Below are 17,883 nucleotides of genomic sequence, written 5' to 3' on the forward strand. Positions count from 1 at the left end.
TTTTCATCATGTTCCAATTTTTGCTGCTGGCGCTGTGCCTGCCCGTGTTATTTGTCAGCGTGGCTGTGGCCCAACCGCTGCAAGTAACGCAACACCAGCATTCTAGCCTTCCGCACAGCCATTCTGTACAAGAGGCTGAAAGCCAACGCTATACGTGCTCCATGCACCCTAGTTTTGTAACCACAGACCCGAATGAGCGCTGCCCCATTTGTGGCATGGAGTTGGTGCCGGTAAGTAGTAATCGGAGCAGCGGACCAAGTAGCAGTAACCCGCAAATATCTTTTAGTGGGCGAAGCTTAGCGCTACTGCAAGTGCAAACCGAGCCGGTTCGGCAAGGAGCTGTACAGCATGAGCTTGAGGTTATCGGTGAGCTCGACTTCGACGAGCGTTATCTTACCAGCATTAGTGCCTATACCAGTGGTCGTATCGACCGATTGTGGGTGAATTATACCGGCGCCCATGTGGAGCAGCAGGCGCCTCTGGTAGAAATATACAGCCCAGAGTTGCTAACCGCGCAGTTCGACTTGCTGCAAGCTCATCGGCAAGTAAACCCTTCCGATGATCCTATTCGGGGAGCACCAGTTTGGCGCGAAAGCCAGCAAGTTACCTTGCGCGCGGCACGGCAGCGGCTGCGTTTGTTGGGCTTAAGCAACGCGCAAATTGATCAGGTCATCACACGCGGCGAAGCAACGGACCGCATGGTGGTACAGGCGCCAGGCTCAGGCCAAGTGGTGGCGCGGCATGTGCGGCAAGGCGACTATGTAACGACCGGCGAAGTGCTGCTCGAGCTCGTTGACCCAAGCAAAATGTGGGCGGTGTTGCAGGTTTTTGAGCGCGACTTAACTTATTTTAACGTGGGTGATGCTGTTACCGTGCAGCCGCACATTCGTGGCACGCAACTGCGTGAAACGCAACAGGGCGAAGTGGTGTCTATAGCGCCGCGTATTGACCCGCAAACACGCACACGGAATGTGCACGTAGCTCTTGAGAATACCAGCGGGGCGCTTTCTGCGGGTGGCTTTATTCGTGCAACACTCAGCACAGAGCAGGTAAATGTACTCACTATTCCCGCCTCTGCGCCCCTGCTCACCGGTACACGTGCCGTAGTGTATGTGCAGAACCATGCTAACGAAGAGCAATCTACCTTTAGTGCACGAACAGTAACGCTCGGGCGCAAGTTTGGCGACCGTTACGAGGTGTTGTCGGGGCTGAATGCAGGCGACCTCGTTGTAACTCGAGGTGCATTTAGAATTGACGCCGAGCTGCAATTGCAAGGGCACACCAGCATGATGAACCCCGCGCCGCAGCAGCAAGCGGAGCAGGTCAATATCACCTCTTTGGTTGCACCCTATCTTGGCATGTGGGAAGCCTTGCAAAGCGACAACTTAGCGGCGTGGCAGCAAGCGGCTGCCGACTTTTATAACGGCGTAGCAGCAGTTGAATGGCCGCCCTCATTAGCAACTGAACAGGCGCAGCTCGAAATCGGAGCGGGGCATGCCCACCATGTGGCCGATATAAGCACGGCGCGGCAACATTTTTATGAACATTCGCAAGCCATGATAAGCCTTGCGCGGGCGGGGTATCACCAAGGCACTTTGTATTTAATGTACTGCCCCATGGCGCGCCAAGGTGAAGGTGCGTATTGGTTACAGGCCAACGATCAGCTGCGTAATCCTTATTACGGTGCCATGATGTTGCGTTGCGGAGACCTGATCGAGCCACTGGAAGGAGCGCAGCAATGATTGCCGCATTATTGCGCCACAAATTGGTGGTTTTGTTGCTTACTGTGGTGATGATTTTTGCCGGCATTGCGGTTGCGCCGTTCCAATGGCACACCGACTTGCCGCGCAGTCCTGTGGCGGTAGACGCGCTTCCGAATACCGGCGAAAACCAACAAATTGTGTACGCCGAATGGCCGGGGCGCTCGCCGCAAGACGTCGACGACCAAGTAAGCTACCCGCTTTCCGTGCAGCTCATGGGCGTACCCGGTGTAAAAGACGTACGCACGCTGTCGATGTTCGGGTTTTCCAGCGTGTCGGTTATTTTTCACGAAAATGTCGACTTTTACTGGGCCCGCAGCCGCATTTTAGAAAAGCTTGCGAGTATGCCGGCTACCGCCTTACCCACTGGTGTGCAACCCGCCTTAGGGCCCGACGCCACAGGCCTAGGGCAAGTGTACCAATACACGCTTGAAGGGCGCGACCCACAGGGCAAACCTATTGGCGGCTGGGACTTAGACGAACTGCGGTCGGTGCAAGACTGGTACGTACGGTACGCCTTATTAGGTGCCGAGGGTATTAGTGAGGTGGCCTCAGTCGGCGGCTATGTGCGCGAATACCAGATAGACGTAAACCCCGACGCACTCCGGTACTACAAGGTGTCACTAGAGCAAGTAATGCAGGCGGTAGCGGAGTCGAATCTCGACGTGGGAGCCCGCACTACGGAAATTAACCAGGTGGAATACCAGGTGCGAGGGGTGGGTTTTGTGCGCTCCTTGCGCGACATTGAACAAGCTGTTGTAAAGCTTGCGCCAGACAACACGCCCATTTTAGTTGAGCAGCTGGCTAGCGTGAGCTTTGGTGCTGCAGAGCGGCGCGGTGCGTTAGACGTAGCAGGTGCCGAGGCGGTGGGCGGTATTGTTACTGTGCGAGAAGGCTATAACCCGCTTGCCGCAATTGAAAACACCAAAACCAAAATTGCCGAAATGAGCGCCGGTTTACCGGCCCGCGCGGTGGTGGACTGGAGCCGAACTAACAGGGCGGCCATGGAAGATTTTCGCCGAGCGCAAGGGTTGCCTGCGCTCCATAGTGAAACCTTAAACTTTAACAACGAAAGCCAGCAAGCTTGGGTGAATTGGCTGCGCACGCACCCGCAAGAGCGTTGGCCGGAATGGTTAAATCTGAGCCAAATTCAGCTGGTACCGTTTTACGACCGCAGCGAACTTATCAACGAAACCTTGTCGACCCTTAACAGTGCACTCATGCAGCAAATTTTAGTAACCGCCGCAGTGGTGCTGATTATGCTCCTGCATTTCCGTGCGGCCCTAACCCTTGCCTTGATGTTGCCGTTAGCCGTACTTATGGCGTTTATTGGCATGCGGGTACTCGGCGTAGAGGCAAATATTGTGGCCTTAGCGGGTATTGCTATCGCCATTGGCACCATTGTAGATATGGGCGTAATTGTAACCGACAATGTACTGCGCGTTCGCAAACAGCAGCCCGAGCTTGGGGTAACTGAGGCAGTGGTGGAAGGGGCCAAACAAGTGGGACCGGCGGTACTCACCGCCATTGCTACCACCATTATTAGCTTTTTGCCGGTGTTCACCTTAACCGGCGCAGAGGGCAAGTTATTCGCTCCGCTTGCCTACACCAAAACTCTGGTGTTGGTGGCGGCTGCACTACTCGCTTTAGTGGTGGTACCGGTGGTGTTGCGTGTTCTGCTGAGCCGTAAAACCGCAGCCATTGAGCGCTGGCTAGAACAGCACAAAAAGCTTTATCGCGCGGTATACGGCCTGTTAGTGCTGGTGGTTATTCTTACGCTCGGGCAGGTGTGGCAGCCTTTAGGGCCACAAGCCGGCGGGCTGCGTAACAGCCTGTTTGTTGGTTTGCTATTTGCCAGTGTTATTGGTGTGTTTAGCCTGTTGCTGCACTACTACGAAGCCATATTACGTTGGTGTTTGCGTTTTAAAGCGTTGTTTTTGCTTTTGCCTGCCGGTGTCATTGCACTTGGCCTCGTCATTGTGCCGGGCTTGGGGCGCGAGTTTATGCCCGCACTGAACGAAGGCGCGTTTTTGTATATGCCTACCACCATGCCACACGCGTCTATTGGCGAAGCCCTCGACGTACTGAGCCAGCAGAATAAATCGATCGCGGCCATTCCAGAAGTGTCGAGTGTGGTGGGGAAAATTGGCCGCGCCGACACCGCGCTCGACCCTGCACCCGTGTCTATGGTGGAAACCATTATTCACTACCACCCCGAATTTGTAACCAACGAACAAGGTGAGCAGGTGCGCCAGTGGCGCGAACACATAAATAGCGCCGACGACATTTGGCAGGAAATTGTTGCCGCCGCACAGGTACCGGGCGTTACGTCCGCACCCCGTTTGCAGCCTATTGAGGCACGCCAGGTCATGTTGCAAACCGGTATGCGTGCGAGTATGGGCATAAAGGTACAGGCGCCAACTCTGGAAACATTGTCAGCGGCGGCGCAGGCGCTTGAAGGGGCACTTCGCAACGCACCTCTGGTGAATGCGCAGTCGGTAAATGCCGAGCGCGTGGTGGGCAGTCCGTACCTAGAAATACACCTAAAGCGTGAGCAATTAGCCCGTTATGGCTTAAGCGTTGCTGCTGTAAATGAAACGATAGCGGCAGCATTAGGTGGGGTGGAAGTGTCGCGCAGCGTGGAGGGGCGCGAGCGTTACAGCATACGCGTGCGTTATGCGCGTGAACTACGCAACAACCCCGAAACCATGGCGCGTATTTTAGTGACCAGTGCGAATGGCGTACATATACCTCTGGATGAAGTAGCCGACATTGAATTCGCTCGTGGGCCGCAAATGATACGCTCGGAAAATACCTTTTTAACGGCTTACGTAACCTTTGGCGGCCAAACAGGAAACGCCGAAGTGAACGTAGTGGAAGCTGCGCGTGCGTACGTGCAGCAACTGCAGCAAAGTGGCGAGTTACAGCTGCCGAGTGGGGTGAGCTATAGCTTTGCCGGTAGCTACCAACAACAGCAACGCGCTATGGCAACCTTACAGGTGGTTATTCCGCTCGCGCTTACGCTTATTTTTATTTTGCTGTATTTACAATTTAAGCAGGTAAGTACCGCGTTTATGGTATTCAGTAGTATTGCCGTAGCGTGGGCCGGCGGTTTTATTATGCTGTTTTTATACGGCCAAGACTGGTTTAAGAACTTTTCCATTCCTTGGCTTACGCAAGGGGTTACGCTGCGTGAAATTTTCCAATTCCAAACTACGCATTTAAGCGTGGCGGTTTGGGTAGGGTTCTTGGCCTTATTTGGTATTGCAGTAGACGACAGCGTAGTGATGGCTACTTACTTAAAGCAACGCTTTAGCGAGCGTAAAGCTCAGTCGGTGGCGGAAGTTCGTGAGCGGGTGGTAGCGGCTGGTTTGCAGCGTATTCGGCCATGCCTTATTACAAGCGCCACTACCATTCTAGCGCTATTCCCGGTACTCACTGCCAGCGGCCGCGGCGCCGACCTGATGATCCCCATGGCCATACCCACACTCGGCGGTCTCACTTTCGTGGTGATGAGCATATTTGTACTCCCGGTACTTTACAGCTGGCGCGAAGAAAAGAGGCTTAACTGTCGAGACTCATAGAGAGAATACGCGACAAATGGGCGTAGGGAAGCGCCGTTTGTTGGTGCCAGTCGTTGAATACCTGCTGGGCTTGCTTAAGTTCTTTCTGTGAGCCGGGCGAGGCGTCCAGTAAATTATGGTTTCGTAGGGCGGTGGTTACGTCGGTAGACAAAATGAAGCCGTCCCAGCCCACCATGCGCAAAAAGTATTGGGCACTGGCACCGCCCAGACGTGCGCCATTCTTCTTCAGCCACAGCAACAAACCAACTTGATCATTGTTTGGCCATTGGGCAAGAAAGTTACCAAAGCTACCATGGGTTTCGGCGGCTTCCACAATCATGTAAGCATTTTGCGGCACGGTCGCTATTTTTTGCATGTGGCGCACAATGCGGGTGTCGCGCCCTAACGCGTCGAGCCGTTCTGGCGGCACTTGCGCCCAATAAACCGGCACAAATCCACTAAAGGCTTGTTCAAAATCTGGCCATTTGTTTTCAATAATGCGCCACACAAAACCAGCACGAAATACGCATTTGGTGATTGCCGCTAAGTAGCGATCGTCGCCGAGTTGGCGAAGCTCGTTGTCACTAGCAATTCGAGGCAAACGGGCTTGAACAGCTTCTTTGCCGCCATGTCGTGCTTGTGCGCGCAGGTAAAAGTAGTCAAATTGAATGGCCATTTTTCCTCTTAACCGAGCACAATCTGGTTTCTACCGCTGGTTTTACCTTTGTAGAGCGCATTGTCTGCGCGCTCAATACTTTCGCTGGCGCCGTTGTCTGTTGTCATTATTTGGCTGAGGCCGCCGGTAATTGAAATACGGAAGGTGTGCTCGCCATTGTAAAATAACTTACTGGCAATTCGCTCGCTCAACTCTTCCAGCCGCTCAGCAGCTTGCTCAACGGCACAATCTACTAACAGCACTGTGAACTCTTCACCACCGGTGCGGGCAAACACATCGGTAGAACGAAAAACATCGTTGGCAATTTTCACCACGTCTTTTAGCACCGTGTCGCCGACTGCGTGACCATAAGTGTCGTTTACTTTCTTAAAATGGTCGAGGTCAAAGGTGGCCACGGCAACCTGCACATCGCGTGTTTTCACTTGGTGAAATATAGCAGTAAGACGGCTGTCGAAATAGCGTCGGTTGTATGCGCCGGTTAAGCTGTCGGTCAGGCTTAAGCGTTCCAAATCAAGCTCGTATTTCTTTTGCTCGGTAACGTCGCGAACCGTACCTACTAAATAATTATTGTTGTTTTGTACCTGCATATCCGCAAGTTCATGCACCCAGCGAATTTCACCGTTCGGCTGAATAATTCTGTGCACCACGTCGTGCATGCCAGTAACCATTGCCTTACGTTCACTCTCGCGCACCAGCTCAATGTCTTCCGGGTGGACCGCGTTCGAAAAGGCCTCTACCGAAGGTTCGAATTGACCCTTCTCAACGCCGAACATGTCGTAAATCATGTCAGACCAATAGAGCTCACCCGTTTTCATATTGGCGCGCCAGTAGCCCAGTTTCCCAATACGCTGCGCCCGTTCAAGGTTCTGATGGCTTTCTTTTAATTCAAGCTCAAGGCCCTTGTCGTAAGTGGTATCTACAATTTGACCAAACCAAGACACGCTTCCGTCGGCATTTTTCTCAGGAATAGCGTAACCCGTTACCCACTTTTCCTCGCCGTTGACTATGGTGCGGTATTCGCAGTACCACTCCTCTAGCGAGTCGTAAGACTCGGCGATAGACGCTTCTACTAAGGCGAGGTCGTCAGAGTGAATGGCTTTGTATACAAGGCTAGCGTCTTGTTTCGCTTGCTCTGGGCTTACGCCGTAAATAAGTTCTATGCCAGAGCTAGCATAAGGAAAAGTGCCATTACCGTGCTCGTCCATACGGAACTCGTAAATAACGCCAGGAATGGTTTTTGCAATTTTGTCGAGCCGCTCTAAGCTCAGTCGTTGCTCTTTTTCAACGGTAATATCAAGGTGCGACCCCGCCATCCACTCCGGCTCGCCATTCGCAGTACGCGACACCACTTTGCCGTGATCGCGCACCCAAACCCAATGGCCGTTCTTGTGGCGCATACGCGCTTCACAGTGGTAGAACTCGGTTTCGCCTTTGAAGTGGGCTTCAAGCAATGCGCTTGAGTGCTCGAGATCGTCTGGATGTGCAAAGAACATCCAAGTTTCAATGCTAATGGGCTCGAGCTCTTCTAGCGTGTAACCAATGATTTCCGCCCAGCGGTTGTTGAAACGCGTTTCGCCCGTTTGCACATTCCAAAGCCAGGTTCCCACGCCCGAGCCGTCGATAATAGCTGCAAGCCAAAACGGTTCCTTGGGGAGAGTGTCCATAATTACATCCAATAATACTAATGTTCGGTCGACTACCATTCTATCCTTCGCTTGGTTCAGCTGCAAACACCTAAAGTTGTATATCTATAATGGTTCGGGGGAGTGCCACAGTAGCGAGAGGTTCAGGTATTAACGAACTAACGTAATTCACTTAATAACTTGGGTATTTCTACTGTTGCAGGGCCTTGGCGATAATCGTAGCCGTAGGGCACAGTGTCAATATCTTGAGTAATCAAAAAACAATCCGCGTCGGCGCGCGGGCAGTCTGCAAGGCTAGCAAAGGGATACACAGAAAGGGACGTGCCGACGACCAGCACAATATCAGCATTTCGAACTAAGGCTTCAGCTTCCTCGAAGTGGTTGATGGCTTCGCCAAACCAGACCACATGAGGACGCAACTGCGCACCGTGAGGGCATAGATCGCCAAGCGTGATATTTTCATTGCCCAAGTCAATGAGTTCACCGGACACCGAGCTACGCGCTTGAGTAATCAAACCATGCACATGTAGCACTTTGGAAGAACCCGCTCGTTCATGCAAATCATCGACATTTTGTGTCACAACGGTCACATCGAAATATTGCTCAGCTTCGGCAATGGCACAATGAGCAGCATTAGGTATTGCCTTACGTACTTCATCACGGCGAAAGTTATAGAAGTCGAGTACCAGCTTTGGATTAGCGTGAAAAGCCTCCGGCGTTGCCACTTCATACACCGAGTAGTTCGCCCACAAACCGCCATTATCGCGGAAGGTAGCCAAGTCACTTTCCGCGCTAACACCGGCACCGCTTAAAACAACAAGAGACTTTCGCTGCTCCTCATGTACCCTATCGCGTAATGTCCCAGAGTCATTCAATTTAGTGAAAAACCTCGTCAATGCTGTTTGCGGTTAAGAGTTTCAGCGTCCAATTTTGTAGTTGCTCTTCATTTGCATGTTCAATGGTTTTCATAGTGTCGTTTGCTAAAGCACCGAACTTAGCCTCAATGAGTTGCACAAACAAAGCGCGCTGACCCTCAGCCCGACCCTCAGCCCGACCCTCAGCAAGCCCCTCTTGCTTGCCAAGTTCTCTACCTTCTTGCTTACCCAGCTGAATACCTTCTTCACGCCCGGCGGCTAAACCTTCACGCTTCCACTCTTTTTTCCATTGTTCAACAGTCACTTCTAACATGCTTTGTACTCCCTCTAGGTCGCTCACATCGCTCATATCAATGTGTTCCCACTTAGAAGGTAATAATACCCCTTTCATCCATGCAAGAAAGGCCTTGTTCAGCGATTTTTGCCCCTCTTGCTCCAACCATACTTTAAGTGCCTTAAATGCATTAAAAAGTTTTTCCTCATTTGCACTGGTTTCGAGCGCAAACAACGCAGAAACTAAGTTACGCGTGGGTAAAAGAGGATGGTTTTTAAATTTTCGCTCCTCAATAAGGAAGAACTCAAATTCTGGAATGTACTGCTCAATACCACCGGGAATAATGTCGATAAGATCTCGCAGATTGGTGGAATATTTCCAAGGCTGCTTGCCGTTATACAAGACCAGCGGAAGCACAGGCGGAAACTTACCGTGTGGTTTAAAATCTTGTTGTTTTGCGACGCGCTCATACAGTACCGACACATAGGTCATGAGCCGAATAGGCATAAAGCGATCAGGCTTCGACTGAAATTCCAACGCCACGTACACATATAAATAGGTTTCTGAATCACGCCATTTAACGCGCCAAATACAATCACCGTGCCGTTTATCTAAACACTCAGTAATAAAGTCGGTAGGTAACGACTCTAACGAGGAAAAGTCCAGTTTATCCACCCATTCTTGCTTTACATACCCTACCAGCAGGTCAGCAATCATTCGGGGTTCGCTAAAAAGTAATTTATAGCTTTCATCAATACTTCGGCGTTGATTCGCGTCCATGCGATGTTGCTCCTTATTAAGATTTAAAATGGAAATAAGGAGTCTAGAGCGCGTATTCGCAAGCGCAAGCCAGCGAGCAGTAATTACGCAATTGCTACCTTTATTGTTTTTTAGAAGGTAAGAGAATTTGCTGAGTGTTGCTCTGTGGATTAGTAAAGCAAAGTTAGTTAGGATGAATTCAATGTAACTAAAAACTGAGCACGCATGTCGCTTCAAAACAGCATCTCTTATTACAACGAAAACGCTGAAACTTTCCATGCCGATACCGCGGGTGTGGATATGTCGGCGCTTTATGCAGAATTTCTGCCGTTATTGCCTGAGAACGCGCATATTATTGACGCGGGTTGTGGATCTGGGCGCGATGCCGTGGCATTTAGAGCGCAAGGTTTTCAAGTGACCGCGTTCGACGCAAGTGAGGCGTTAGTGGCTAAAGCCAGAGCGCAGCTTGGGCAAGACACGGTACAGCATTGCACCTTTTTAAGCTTTGAAGTGACAACGCCTGCGGATGCAATCTGGGCGTGCGCGTCCTTACTCCATGTGGTGCCCTCACAGCTACCTCAAACGTTCACACATTTAGCCGCGCAGCTTAAACCTAATGGCATTATGTATTGCTCCTTCAAGTATGGAACCGACCAAACCGAACGGAGCGGCCGTACTTTTACCAATTTGAATGAAGTAATACTAGCAGAAACGCTACAAAACACCGGGTTTCGCATTTCTAAAACATGGCGCACCAGCGACGCCCGCCCCGGCCGAGAGCATGAGCAATGGCTGAATGCGATATTGGTGAAGGGTGATAAATAACATGGCGCTTGCAAATGGACATCTACTAACCACAGGGACGGCAGCCGATCCGTTATTGCCTAAGCTTGTACATGCCATTAATCATGCCACTGCGATTGATATTTGCGTGTCTTTTGCGCAGAAATCGGGTGTGTCTTTGTTATTCGAGCCCATTGCTGAAGCACTCGAAAATGGTGCGAGTATTCGCATCATGACCTCGGATTATTTGTTCATTACGCATCCACACGCCCTGAGGCTCCTCTTGATTCTGAAGCAGCGGGGCGCGAATGTTCGCTTGTACACCTGCTCTGAGCGAAAAGCATTTCATTTGAAATCTTATATATTCGTTCGTGAATTTTCTGGAGGTATTGAGGCGGGAACAGCCTTTGTGGGCTCAAGCAATTTGAGTGAGAGTGCGCTCACCTCGGGCATGGAATGGAATTTACGATTCGATTTGGAAACAGCTTCAGAGGCGTCGCGCGCTGAGTTTGCCCATATTAGAAATAGTTTCGAGCACCTATTTCACGCAGAGCAAGCGCTGGAACTTACTTGGGAATTTGTTGAGCAGTATTCAAAGCGCTATGAAGAAGTTACGCAGCAAAATGCGCCTTTAATTCAAGCTCTCGGTGTAGACGATGAGCCAGAGCCGGAACGCCTCACGCCAAACGAAGCACAAATTGAGGCACTCATTGCGTTGCGGGAAAGTAGGCTTGCAGGCTATCAGCGAGGCCTCGTGGTTATGGCGACGGGTATGGGCAAAACGTGGCTAGCCGCATTCGATGCTCAGCAAGTTCAGGCGGATCGTGTGCTGTTTGTTGCGCATCGAGAAGAGATATTAATTCAAGCGCAGCGAACTTATAGTGCTTTATTTCCAAACAAAAGTGTCGGTTTTTACAATGGCGGCGAGAAAGCCATAGACTCTGATTTTGTATTTGCATCGGTGCAGTCTTTAGGGCGTTTGCAACACTTACAAAACTTTCCCCGCGAGCATTTTGATTACGTGGTAGTTGATGAATTTCATCATGCCACTTCAAGGAGTTATCAGAAGCTTCTGAACTATTTCAAACCGGGCTTTCTGTTGGGCTTAACCGCGACCCCAGAGCGAACCGATCAATCAGATATTTTAAGCCTTTGCGATCACAACCTTGTGTTTGAACGCACACTCGTTGACGGTATTTCGCAAGATATTTTGGTGCCATTTCATTACTACGGCATTTTCGATGCCTATGTGAACTACCAAGAAATTCCATGGCGAAGTGGGAAGTTCGATCCTGCAGCGCTCGACAATGCGTTTGTCACCACAAAGCGCGCGAAGCATATTTTTGAGCACTGGCTGAAGCACCGGCAATCTCGTACGCTCGGCTTTTGCATTTCCCAAAAACACGCCGACTTCATGGCCAACTACTTTAGCCAAAAAGGTATTAAAGCAGTGGCTGTATACAGCGGCTCTGAGGTGCGTAGAAATGAAGCACTCAAGGCCCTCGCGCTAGGCGGTATTGAAGTGATTTTCTCAGTCGATTTGTTCAATGAAGGCACTGATATTCCCGAAGTAGATACGGTTCTCATGGCGCGCCCAACAGAGTCGAAGATACTCTTTTTGCAGCAACTCGGTAGAGGCTTGCGACAGTCGCCTGAAACGAATAAAAGCCACGTGGTTGTGCTCGACTTTATCGGCAATCACAAATCGTTTCTGGTGAAACCCGCCAGCCTGTTAGGTACGGTTCGCTATACGCAAACTATTGAAGCAATCCGTAGCCAAGAGAAGCCACTTCCAGACGGCTGCCACTTGAATTTCGATGTTGAAGTTATGGATTTCTGGGAGAAGTTGAAGAAGTCACTTGGACCTACTTTTGCAGAAGACTACGAAACGCTGACTTCCGAGCTTGGGCAGCGCCCCACGGCTACACAATTTTTTCATGCAGGTTTTTATCATAAGGCGAAGATACGCCAAAATTACGATGGTTGGCTCGGGCTCGTTGCTGAGTTTGAGGCAAGTAAAGAACTCAATAAACTGCATAAGCGACATGGAGAGTTCATGCGCCTCGCGATTGAGCAAACCGCAATGACTAAATGTTTCAAAGCCATTTTGTTGCAGGCATTCGTGGAGCTGGAAGGGTTTGCAAATAAGACCGACGGTGTCGATATTGGTGACCTCGCGAAACGAAGCTGGGAAATATTGCACCGCTACCCTAACGCAGCAGCGAAAGACCTTGCACAAAAAGAGCAAAAACTGAAACCAGAGAGCAATGCATGGGTTGCATACTGGAAGGGAAACCCGATTAAAGCCTATACCTCTGAGAACAAAAAAGAAGGCCTTTGGTTCGTTTTAGAAAGAGCACGAATGCTCCCCAATTTCTCCGTAGAAGTGAGCGAAAGAGATCTGTTCGAGACAATGGTTTTAGAGCTTTGTGAATTAAGAATGGCCGAGTATTTGGCGCGTTAACCTAGAGGTAAACCATGTGCGGTCGTTTGAATGTAATTGAAGATCCGCTTTGCGGGTTGGTTACAGAGCAGTTGGGGTTGCGCTTTGATGCCCGCACCAATACGGATTTGCGGCCGACACAACAGGTTGAGATAGTGGCGGCGGCTCCGGAGGGTTTGCAGCAGCTGAGCACGCCTAAACGGCTTGCCCTTGCCGATACCAGCGGTACGACAATGCCAGCACGCCACACATGGCGGCGGGTATGTAGAGGGCGTTGAAGTTGTATTGGCTGAACATGAAGGCGCCGAAGGAGCCGCCGGCAATAAAGCCAAGCACAATTAGGCTGAAGAGTAATGCTTTGCGGGTGTCGAAGGACTCACCGCGGAGTTTTGCGCCGATCATAATACCGATGTCTGTGAAAATGCCGGTTACATGTGTGGTGCGAATAACGGCGCCGCTGTAGGTGGTAACCATGGCGTTTTGTAAACCACAGGCGGCGGAAGCAAAGTAATGGCCGAGCGACGAGTCGAAGTTGAGAAAGCCTACGGCTGCCAGTAGTAATGTACCTTCTAACGCTAATAATCCACTGTAATTGCGGCCCATTTTTAATGCGCCACTGCGCAGGAAAAAGCCTGAAATAACAGCACCTATAATAAAAGACACAACAATGAACGCTAAGTGTGCGGTGTGAACGAAGCTGGAGTTAGCGAGCCCTGTGCCAATGAGTGTGGTTATACCAGAAAGGTGCGAAATAGACTGGTGTTGAAAGCCAAGCAAGCCGACGGCGTTTACGAACCCGGCAATCAGCGCAAGAATAAATGCTCCATATTCCACCCATTTCGGTAACCGAGTGATCACGGCTTATATTCCTTTTTAACATCAGCTTAATAGCTGAGCTTAACTCACCGCGGCCCATACCTCCACTCTGGAATTTTACCGCTGTATGCGCGGCGGTAGAGTTCTTCTGCGTAGCGTTTAAAGGCTATGTTTTTACCCCAAGTAGAGAGCCAGTTTTGGTAGGGGCTTGCGAGTATGCTTTGCATGGCGGCAACAATTTCGGTGTTGCTCATGTTTTCGAGTGTGTCGTTTTCCATAGTCAGTCCTTAAATATAGCGTTGTGTTAAATAAGGTCGGTGAGCACGGCCATTACCGCACGCTGCACTTTCGGGCGGTCGACGAGTTCTTGATCGAACCATGCGGTGAGTTCGTTCAAAATGGCGTGGTGAAGCGCTTCATTTTGCGTCGTTATGCGCTCAACAATACCCAGCGCAATGCGCTCATATTCGTCGGTGCAGTAGTTTGGTACACAACCGGTACCCATGGGGTCGTTATTGAACAGCGCATTGTCGAGCTTTATGGTGAAGTCGCGGGTGGCTTTTTTCAGCGCCCATTGCTGGCTCGAGTTGTCGGTTGGCTTGCCAGCCGCGTCGAGGGGCGTGACTCCCCGTAGTGAGCGATTGATATTGGTGCGTTCAATGTAATCGGCGCGCATTGGGTTTTCGCCGTTTCGTCGTGCTTTCGCATCGGCAATTGAGTCTTGCGTGTGGTCGTACTCTTCTGGAAATTCGTGCAAGTGAATGCGCGCGGCTAGTTTTTCAATCGGGCTGCGTAAATCTCGCTTTTGTTGGCGATAGGAAGCGTTCATAAGGGCCTCTTTGGTAGTAACGGGTATTAATTTTTTAGGTTAGGTGCTTCGGTCGAAGCGGGGGAAGTGGCACTTCCCTGTGCCGATGTAAGCACTTTAAGGGCAGGTGGCGACAGTTGGTGTCGCGCTTTTAAAATTATTTTGAATTTATGTGGAAAACTCGAAACAAAAACTAACCATTTTGCCATGAATCGGAAATGTTATTCCTGTATAACTGAGAACCTATTTGTGAAGAAGAATATTTAATCGGAGCATTTTCAGTCATGTCGTTGGTTCAGCGTATTGTGTTAGCAATCACGCCGTAAACCCTCGCCCAGTCGGGCGGGGATATAAGGCGTTGGTTTTAATGTCGTGAACGGTCTTGATTAAGCGGCACGCATGTGTAAATATACTGTATATAAAACCAGTAGCGAAGTGACGATGTTAAAGGCCACAAAAGTACGCATCTATCCCACACCTGAGCAGGCGGAGTTTTTAAACCGCCAGTTCGGTGCTGTGCGCTTTGCGTACAACAAGGCTTTGCATATCATCAGCAGCCAATACAAGCGTCACGGCCTGAAATTAAAAGCCAAAAAAGACCTCAAGCCGCTGTTGGCTGTTGCGAAGAAATCTCGCAAGTATCACTGGCTCAAAGATTTTGATTCGATTGCACTCCAGCAGGCATGTATCAATCTGGATAAAGCCTTTCAAAGCTTCTTTGACCCCAAGCTGCCTTCTCGCTATCCCAAGCTCAAGCGTAAGCACGGCAGGCAGTCCAGCTATCACTGCATGAGTGTCAGTTGTGGTAATGACTGGATTAAAGTGCCGAAGTTAAAGCAGCCTATCAAAGCACGAATCCATCGCCAGCTTGAGGGCGAACTAAAAAGTATTACCCTGTCTCGCACTGTTACGGGTGAATACTATGCCTCATTACTGTATGAAGATGGACAAAGACCGCCTATACCCATTCAAAGCCTGAATGCGATGCAAGTGCTCGGATTGGATATGGGTTTAACACATCTTGTCATTGATTCAAATGGCACAAAAAAAGCGAATCCACGCTTTTTGAAGAAAGCCAGCGCCAATCTGCGCCGTAAACAAAAAGCCTTATCACGGTGCAAGAAAGGCAGCAAAGGTCGTGCCAAAGCCAGACTTAAACTCGCTAAGGCGCATCAGCGTCTGGCGAATGCGCGTGCTGATTTTCAGCACAAGCTGTCTCGACACGTTATTGACGAAAACCAAGCGGTGATTGTCGAGACACTGAAAGTGAAAAACATGCTGAAGAACAAAAAACTGTCTAGGCATATTGCCGATGCCAGCTGGTCAGCTTTGATCCAAAAGCTTAAATACAAGACCAAAGAGCAAGGCAAACATCTGATTAAAATTGATCAGTGGTTTGCCAGCTCTAAGACCTGCTCTTGCTGCGGACACAAGCTGGAGGAGTTATCGCTAAAAGTGCGCGACTGGCAGTGTCCATCCTGCTCAACACAGCATGATCGAGATATCAATGCTGCGCTCAACATTCGAGCGCAGGGTATTTTGAAATTAAAGGCCGCAGGGCTGTCGGTCTCTGCCAATGGAGGCAAGCGTCAATCTGGTCACGCACCAGTTGCTGCCTGAGAAGTTGGAAGCCTCGCCCGTGGCGCTTGAGCGCTAGGGCGGGGAGCAGTCACTTTGCGTTTCGATGTGGGACCTTGCGGATTGAGCGAGGCAGAAATTGACGATCGACTCTACACCGCAGGTTGTGACGATGCTTTGGTTCGCCATAATCGAAAAGGTGAAGTGCTTGTCGAGTATGAACGCGAGGCAGACAACGCAATGGCAGCTCTTGAAGAAGCGAAGCGCGAAGTTTTGGATGGTTTACCAGGAGCCGTTTTTCTGGAGGCTAAACCCGATTATGTCAGCCCAACTGATATCGCTATTGCTTACGAGATTACGCGGCAACGTGTGCAAAAAATTATTCAAACCAAAGGCGTCGGTGTGCACCCATTGACCAATGTTGGTAATACGCAAATTTTTCGTTTGGCGAAGGTCATTGACGAGTTTGAAAAAGTTGGGACATCGATCCATAACGTAGCACTTTATGAAGCTGCGTCAGCGGCGTTTAAATTAAATCGAGAAGTCGACCACGGCGACTCGCATCTTTTTTAATGTATTAAAAGGACAGTAGATGAGACTCATAGGCAATGTATTGTGGTTTATTTTAGGCGGTTTAGTAATGGGCCTCGCGTGGTGGTTGGTGGGCGTGGTTGCCTTTATTACTATTGTGGGTATTCCCTGGGGGCGCGCCTGTTTTGTTATGGGCAATTTCTCATTCTTCCCCTTTGGTAAAGAAGCGATTAACCGTAAAGAGCTGACCACCCGAGGCGACATTGGCACCAGTGGCTTTGGCATGCTCGGAAATATTATTTGGTTTTTACTTGCGGGGTTCTGGTTAGCCGTTGGCCATGTGTTTTCTGCGATCGCGTGCTTTATTACCATTATTGGCATTCCTTTTGCCATTCAGCATTTGAAATTAGCGGGCATTGCGTTGTTCCCGATCGGCAACACTGTGGTTAGCAAAGAGGTGGCTCGAGCGGCCCGCGCCGCCAACGCACAAGCGCAAGTGAACACTTTGCGTCAGCGTTAGACACCTTAAACTATGCAGTTAATCACTCATTTGGTGCATGAGTCGCTTTCGGGGCATGATTTTTCCAACCCTGAACCGGGCGCAGTTCCGCATTTGCGCATACTTGAGCGCGACGCGGCGCGCGCCATTGTGCGGCAAGAGGGTAAGCTGCTGCTCATGTTTACTGAGCGCTATAACGACTTTAGTTTTCCAGGTGGTGGCATCGACCCTCAGGAATGCCAAATTACAGCACTCAAGCGTGAACTGAGCGAGGAAACCGGTGCCCGGCGTATTCAGGTGTTGGAACCCTATGGTTTGGTAACCGAGTTTATGCCCACCTGGAAACCTGAATTTGATGTTATGTTTCAGCGTTCGTTTTGGTACCACTGCGCCGTAGCGTCCGAACTAGGGGCTGCGAAACTGGAAGACTATGAAAAGAGAAATGGCATGCGCGCCATGTGGGTGTCACCGCAAGAGGCGCTCGCCCATAACCGCTCGATTATTCAACAACGGCCTGCGAATATGGGCGTGAGTATTCACCGAGAGACCCTGGTGTTGGAACGGATCTGTCGTGAAGGTGGTGGCTAGGAACGCTGCTTTTGTGCAATACAGCTATAATGTAAATTTCTGCTACAAGGCACTTGTAATAGATAATGTGACTATTACATGGAAAGCTTAAGGTTTCTTTGTCGACCTCTGGCCGAGGCGTGCCTAACAAAGGATTGGAACAAATAAACTCCATCTTATCCTTAATGCTTGTGAGATATTTTCGAGCTTGGCTAATTCCCCAACGGTCAATGGTGTAGCGTCTTATGCTTACCAGATCCGCTCGAGCAGCAGATGTTAGAAAGTAATTAGGCATCTCTGAAGAGCTT

At 50.2% G+C, this 17,883-nt stretch carries 16 protein-coding genes; 8 read left to right on the forward strand and 8 right to left on the reverse strand.

Features of this window, described 5'->3' with window-relative positions; translation table 11 throughout:
• The first annotated feature begins 8 nt into the window (after positions 1-8).
• Together DQW12_RS09690 and DQW12_RS09695 are read left to right on the forward strand one after the other, a co-directional pair.
• Positions 9-1,742 carry an efflux RND transporter periplasmic adaptor subunit gene (locus DQW12_RS09690; protein ID WP_113907659.1) on the forward strand — a complete coding sequence of 578 codons (1,734 nt, stop codon included), beginning with the start codon at positions 9-11 and terminating at the stop codon, positions 1,740-1,742.
• Positions 1,739-5,344 carry an efflux RND transporter permease subunit gene (locus DQW12_RS09695; protein ID WP_113907660.1) on the forward strand — a complete coding sequence of 1,202 codons (3,606 nt, stop codon included), beginning with the start codon at positions 1,739-1,741 and terminating at the stop codon, positions 5,342-5,344. Before DQW12_RS09690 ends, DQW12_RS09695 begins: the two co-directional genes overlap by 4 nt.
• Here the strand turns inward: DQW12_RS09695 and DQW12_RS09700 are convergent.
• From DQW12_RS09700 to DQW12_RS09715, 4 genes are all read right to left on the reverse strand, one after another.
• Complete coding sequence (locus tag DQW12_RS09700) at positions 5,325-5,999, reverse strand: DNA-3-methyladenine glycosylase I (RefSeq protein ID WP_113907661.1); 675 nt, start codon at positions 5,997-5,999, stop codon at positions 5,325-5,327. The genes DQW12_RS09695 and DQW12_RS09700 overlap by 20 nt on opposite strands.
• An 8-nt stretch (positions 6,000-6,007) precedes the next feature.
• The gene (locus tag DQW12_RS09705; protein ID WP_113907662.1) at positions 6,008-7,702 is read right to left on the reverse strand and encodes a GGDEF domain-containing protein; all 1,695 of its coding nucleotides are present in this window, start codon (positions 7,700-7,702) and stop codon (positions 6,008-6,010) included.
• 98 nt (positions 7,703-7,800) lie between these two features.
• Complete coding sequence (locus DQW12_RS09710) at positions 7,801-8,517, reverse strand: SIR2 family NAD-dependent protein deacylase (RefSeq protein ID WP_113907663.1); 717 nt, start codon at positions 8,515-8,517, stop codon at positions 7,801-7,803.
• Position 8,518: 1 nt separating this feature from the next.
• On the reverse strand, positions 8,519-9,571 hold the full coding sequence (locus DQW12_RS09715; protein ID WP_157957894.1) for an Rpn family recombination-promoting nuclease/putative transposase: 1,053 nt from the start codon (positions 9,569-9,571) through the stop codon (positions 8,519-8,521).
• A gap of 204 nt (positions 9,572-9,775) precedes the next feature.
• On the opposite strand from DQW12_RS09715, the gene DQW12_RS09720 reads away from it, so the two are divergent.
• Both DQW12_RS09720 and DQW12_RS09725 read left to right on the forward strand, forming a co-directional pair.
• Positions 9,776-10,375 (forward strand): class I SAM-dependent methyltransferase, encoded by a 600-nt coding sequence (locus DQW12_RS09720; protein WP_113907665.1) that lies wholly within the window; start codon positions 9,776-9,778, stop codon positions 10,373-10,375.
• Between the two features lies 1 nt (position 10,376).
• Positions 10,377-12,797 carry a DEAD/DEAH box helicase family protein gene (locus DQW12_RS09725; RefSeq protein ID WP_113907666.1) on the forward strand — a complete coding sequence of 807 codons (2,421 nt, stop codon included), beginning with the start codon at positions 10,377-10,379 and terminating at the stop codon, positions 12,795-12,797.
• 174 nt (positions 12,798-12,971) lie between these two features.
• On the opposite strand, the gene DQW12_RS09730 is transcribed toward DQW12_RS09725, so the two are convergent.
• The 3 genes from DQW12_RS09730 to DQW12_RS09740 are packed head-to-tail and all read right to left on the reverse strand — an operon-like array spanning position 12,972 to position 14,421.
• Complete coding sequence (locus DQW12_RS09730; protein ID WP_113907667.1) at positions 12,972-13,634, reverse strand: YoaK family protein; 663 nt, start codon at positions 13,632-13,634, stop codon at positions 12,972-12,974.
• A gap of 44 nt (positions 13,635-13,678) precedes the next feature.
• Positions 13,679-13,870: a hypothetical protein gene (locus DQW12_RS09735; RefSeq protein WP_113907668.1), complete on the reverse strand. Its 192-nt coding sequence runs from the start codon at positions 13,868-13,870 to the stop codon at positions 13,679-13,681.
• Between the two features lie 26 nt (positions 13,871-13,896).
• The gene (locus DQW12_RS09740) at positions 13,897-14,421 is read right to left on the reverse strand and encodes a hypothetical protein (RefSeq protein ID WP_113907669.1); all 525 of its coding nucleotides are present in this window, start codon (positions 14,419-14,421) and stop codon (positions 13,897-13,899) included.
• 378 nt (positions 14,422-14,799) lie between these two features.
• On the opposite strand from DQW12_RS09740, the gene DQW12_RS09745 reads away from it, so the two are divergent.
• From DQW12_RS09745 to DQW12_RS09760, 4 genes are read left to right on the forward strand one after another with little or no spacing between them, the layout of a single operon-like run.
• Entirely contained in the window at positions 14,800-16,020 is a 1,221-nt protein-coding gene (locus DQW12_RS09745; protein ID WP_198683940.1) for an RNA-guided endonuclease InsQ/TnpB family protein, read from the forward strand.
• Positions 16,021-16,074: 54 nt separating this feature from the next.
• A complete protein-coding gene (locus DQW12_RS09750; RefSeq protein ID WP_157957895.1) occupies positions 16,075-16,551 on the forward strand; it encodes a hypothetical protein in 477 nt (158 codons plus the stop codon).
• Positions 16,552-16,570: 19 nt separating this feature from the next.
• On the forward strand, positions 16,571-17,029 hold the full coding sequence (locus tag DQW12_RS09755; RefSeq protein WP_113907671.1) for a YccF domain-containing protein: 459 nt from the start codon (positions 16,571-16,573) through the stop codon (positions 17,027-17,029).
• 12 nt (positions 17,030-17,041) lie between these two features.
• Entirely contained in the window at positions 17,042-17,596 is a 555-nt protein-coding gene (locus DQW12_RS09760; RefSeq protein ID WP_113907672.1) for an NUDIX domain-containing protein, read from the forward strand.
• Here DQW12_RS09760 and DQW12_RS13775 read toward each other — a convergent pair.
• Entirely contained in the window at positions 17,508-17,870 is a 363-nt protein-coding gene (locus DQW12_RS13775) for a type II toxin-antitoxin system RelE/ParE family toxin (protein ID WP_113907673.1), read from the reverse strand. The two genes, DQW12_RS09760 and DQW12_RS13775, sit on opposite strands and share 89 nt — an antisense overlap.
• Positions 17,871-17,883: the final 13 nt, after the last annotated feature.

It is taken from the genome of Aliidiomarina celeris (genome assembly GCF_003316875.1).
In the GTDB taxonomy this organism is placed as follows: Bacteria; Pseudomonadota; Gammaproteobacteria; order Enterobacterales; family Alteromonadaceae; genus Aliidiomarina; species Aliidiomarina celeris.

What these genes read in the sequence shown, in the direction of transcription:
- DQW12_RS09760 (WP_113907672.1), top strand. Translation starts at nt 17,042, where the DNA reads ATGCAGTTAATCACTCATTTGGTGCATGAGTCGCTTTCGGGGCATGAT.
- DQW12_RS09705 (WP_113907662.1), bottom strand. Translation starts at nt 7,702, where the DNA reads ATGGTAGTCGACCGAACATTAGTATTATTGGATGTAATTATGGACACT.
- DQW12_RS09715 (WP_157957894.1), bottom strand. Translation starts at nt 9,571, where the DNA reads ATGGACGCGAATCAACGCCGAAGTATTGATGAAAGCTATAAATTACTT.
- DQW12_RS09740 (WP_113907669.1), bottom strand. Translation starts at nt 14,421, where the DNA reads ATGAACGCTTCCTATCGCCAACAAAAGCGAGATTTACGCAGCCCGATT.
- DQW12_RS09700 (WP_113907661.1), bottom strand. Translation starts at nt 5,999, where the DNA reads ATGGCCATTCAATTTGACTACTTTTACCTGCGCGCACAAGCACGACAT.
- DQW12_RS09720 (WP_113907665.1), top strand. Translation starts at nt 9,776, where the DNA reads ATGTCGCTTCAAAACAGCATCTCTTATTACAACGAAAACGCTGAAACT.
- DQW12_RS09735 (WP_113907668.1), bottom strand. Translation starts at nt 13,870, where the DNA reads ATGGAAAACGACACACTCGAAAACATGAGCAACACCGAAATTGTTGCC.
- DQW12_RS09690 (WP_113907659.1), top strand. Translation starts at nt 9, where the DNA reads ATGTTCCAATTTTTGCTGCTGGCGCTGTGCCTGCCCGTGTTATTTGTC.
- DQW12_RS09725 (WP_113907666.1), top strand. Translation starts at nt 10,377, where the DNA reads ATGGCGCTTGCAAATGGACATCTACTAACCACAGGGACGGCAGCCGAT.
- DQW12_RS13775 (WP_113907673.1), bottom strand. Translation starts at nt 17,870, where the DNA reads ATGCCTAATTACTTTCTAACATCTGCTGCTCGAGCGGATCTGGTAAGC.
- DQW12_RS09695 (WP_113907660.1), top strand. Translation starts at nt 1,739, where the DNA reads ATGATTGCCGCATTATTGCGCCACAAATTGGTGGTTTTGTTGCTTACT.
- DQW12_RS09745 (WP_198683940.1), top strand. Translation starts at nt 14,800, where the DNA reads ATGTGTAAATATACTGTATATAAAACCAGTAGCGAAGTGACGATGTTA.
- DQW12_RS09755 (WP_113907671.1), top strand. Translation starts at nt 16,571, where the DNA reads ATGAGACTCATAGGCAATGTATTGTGGTTTATTTTAGGCGGTTTAGTA.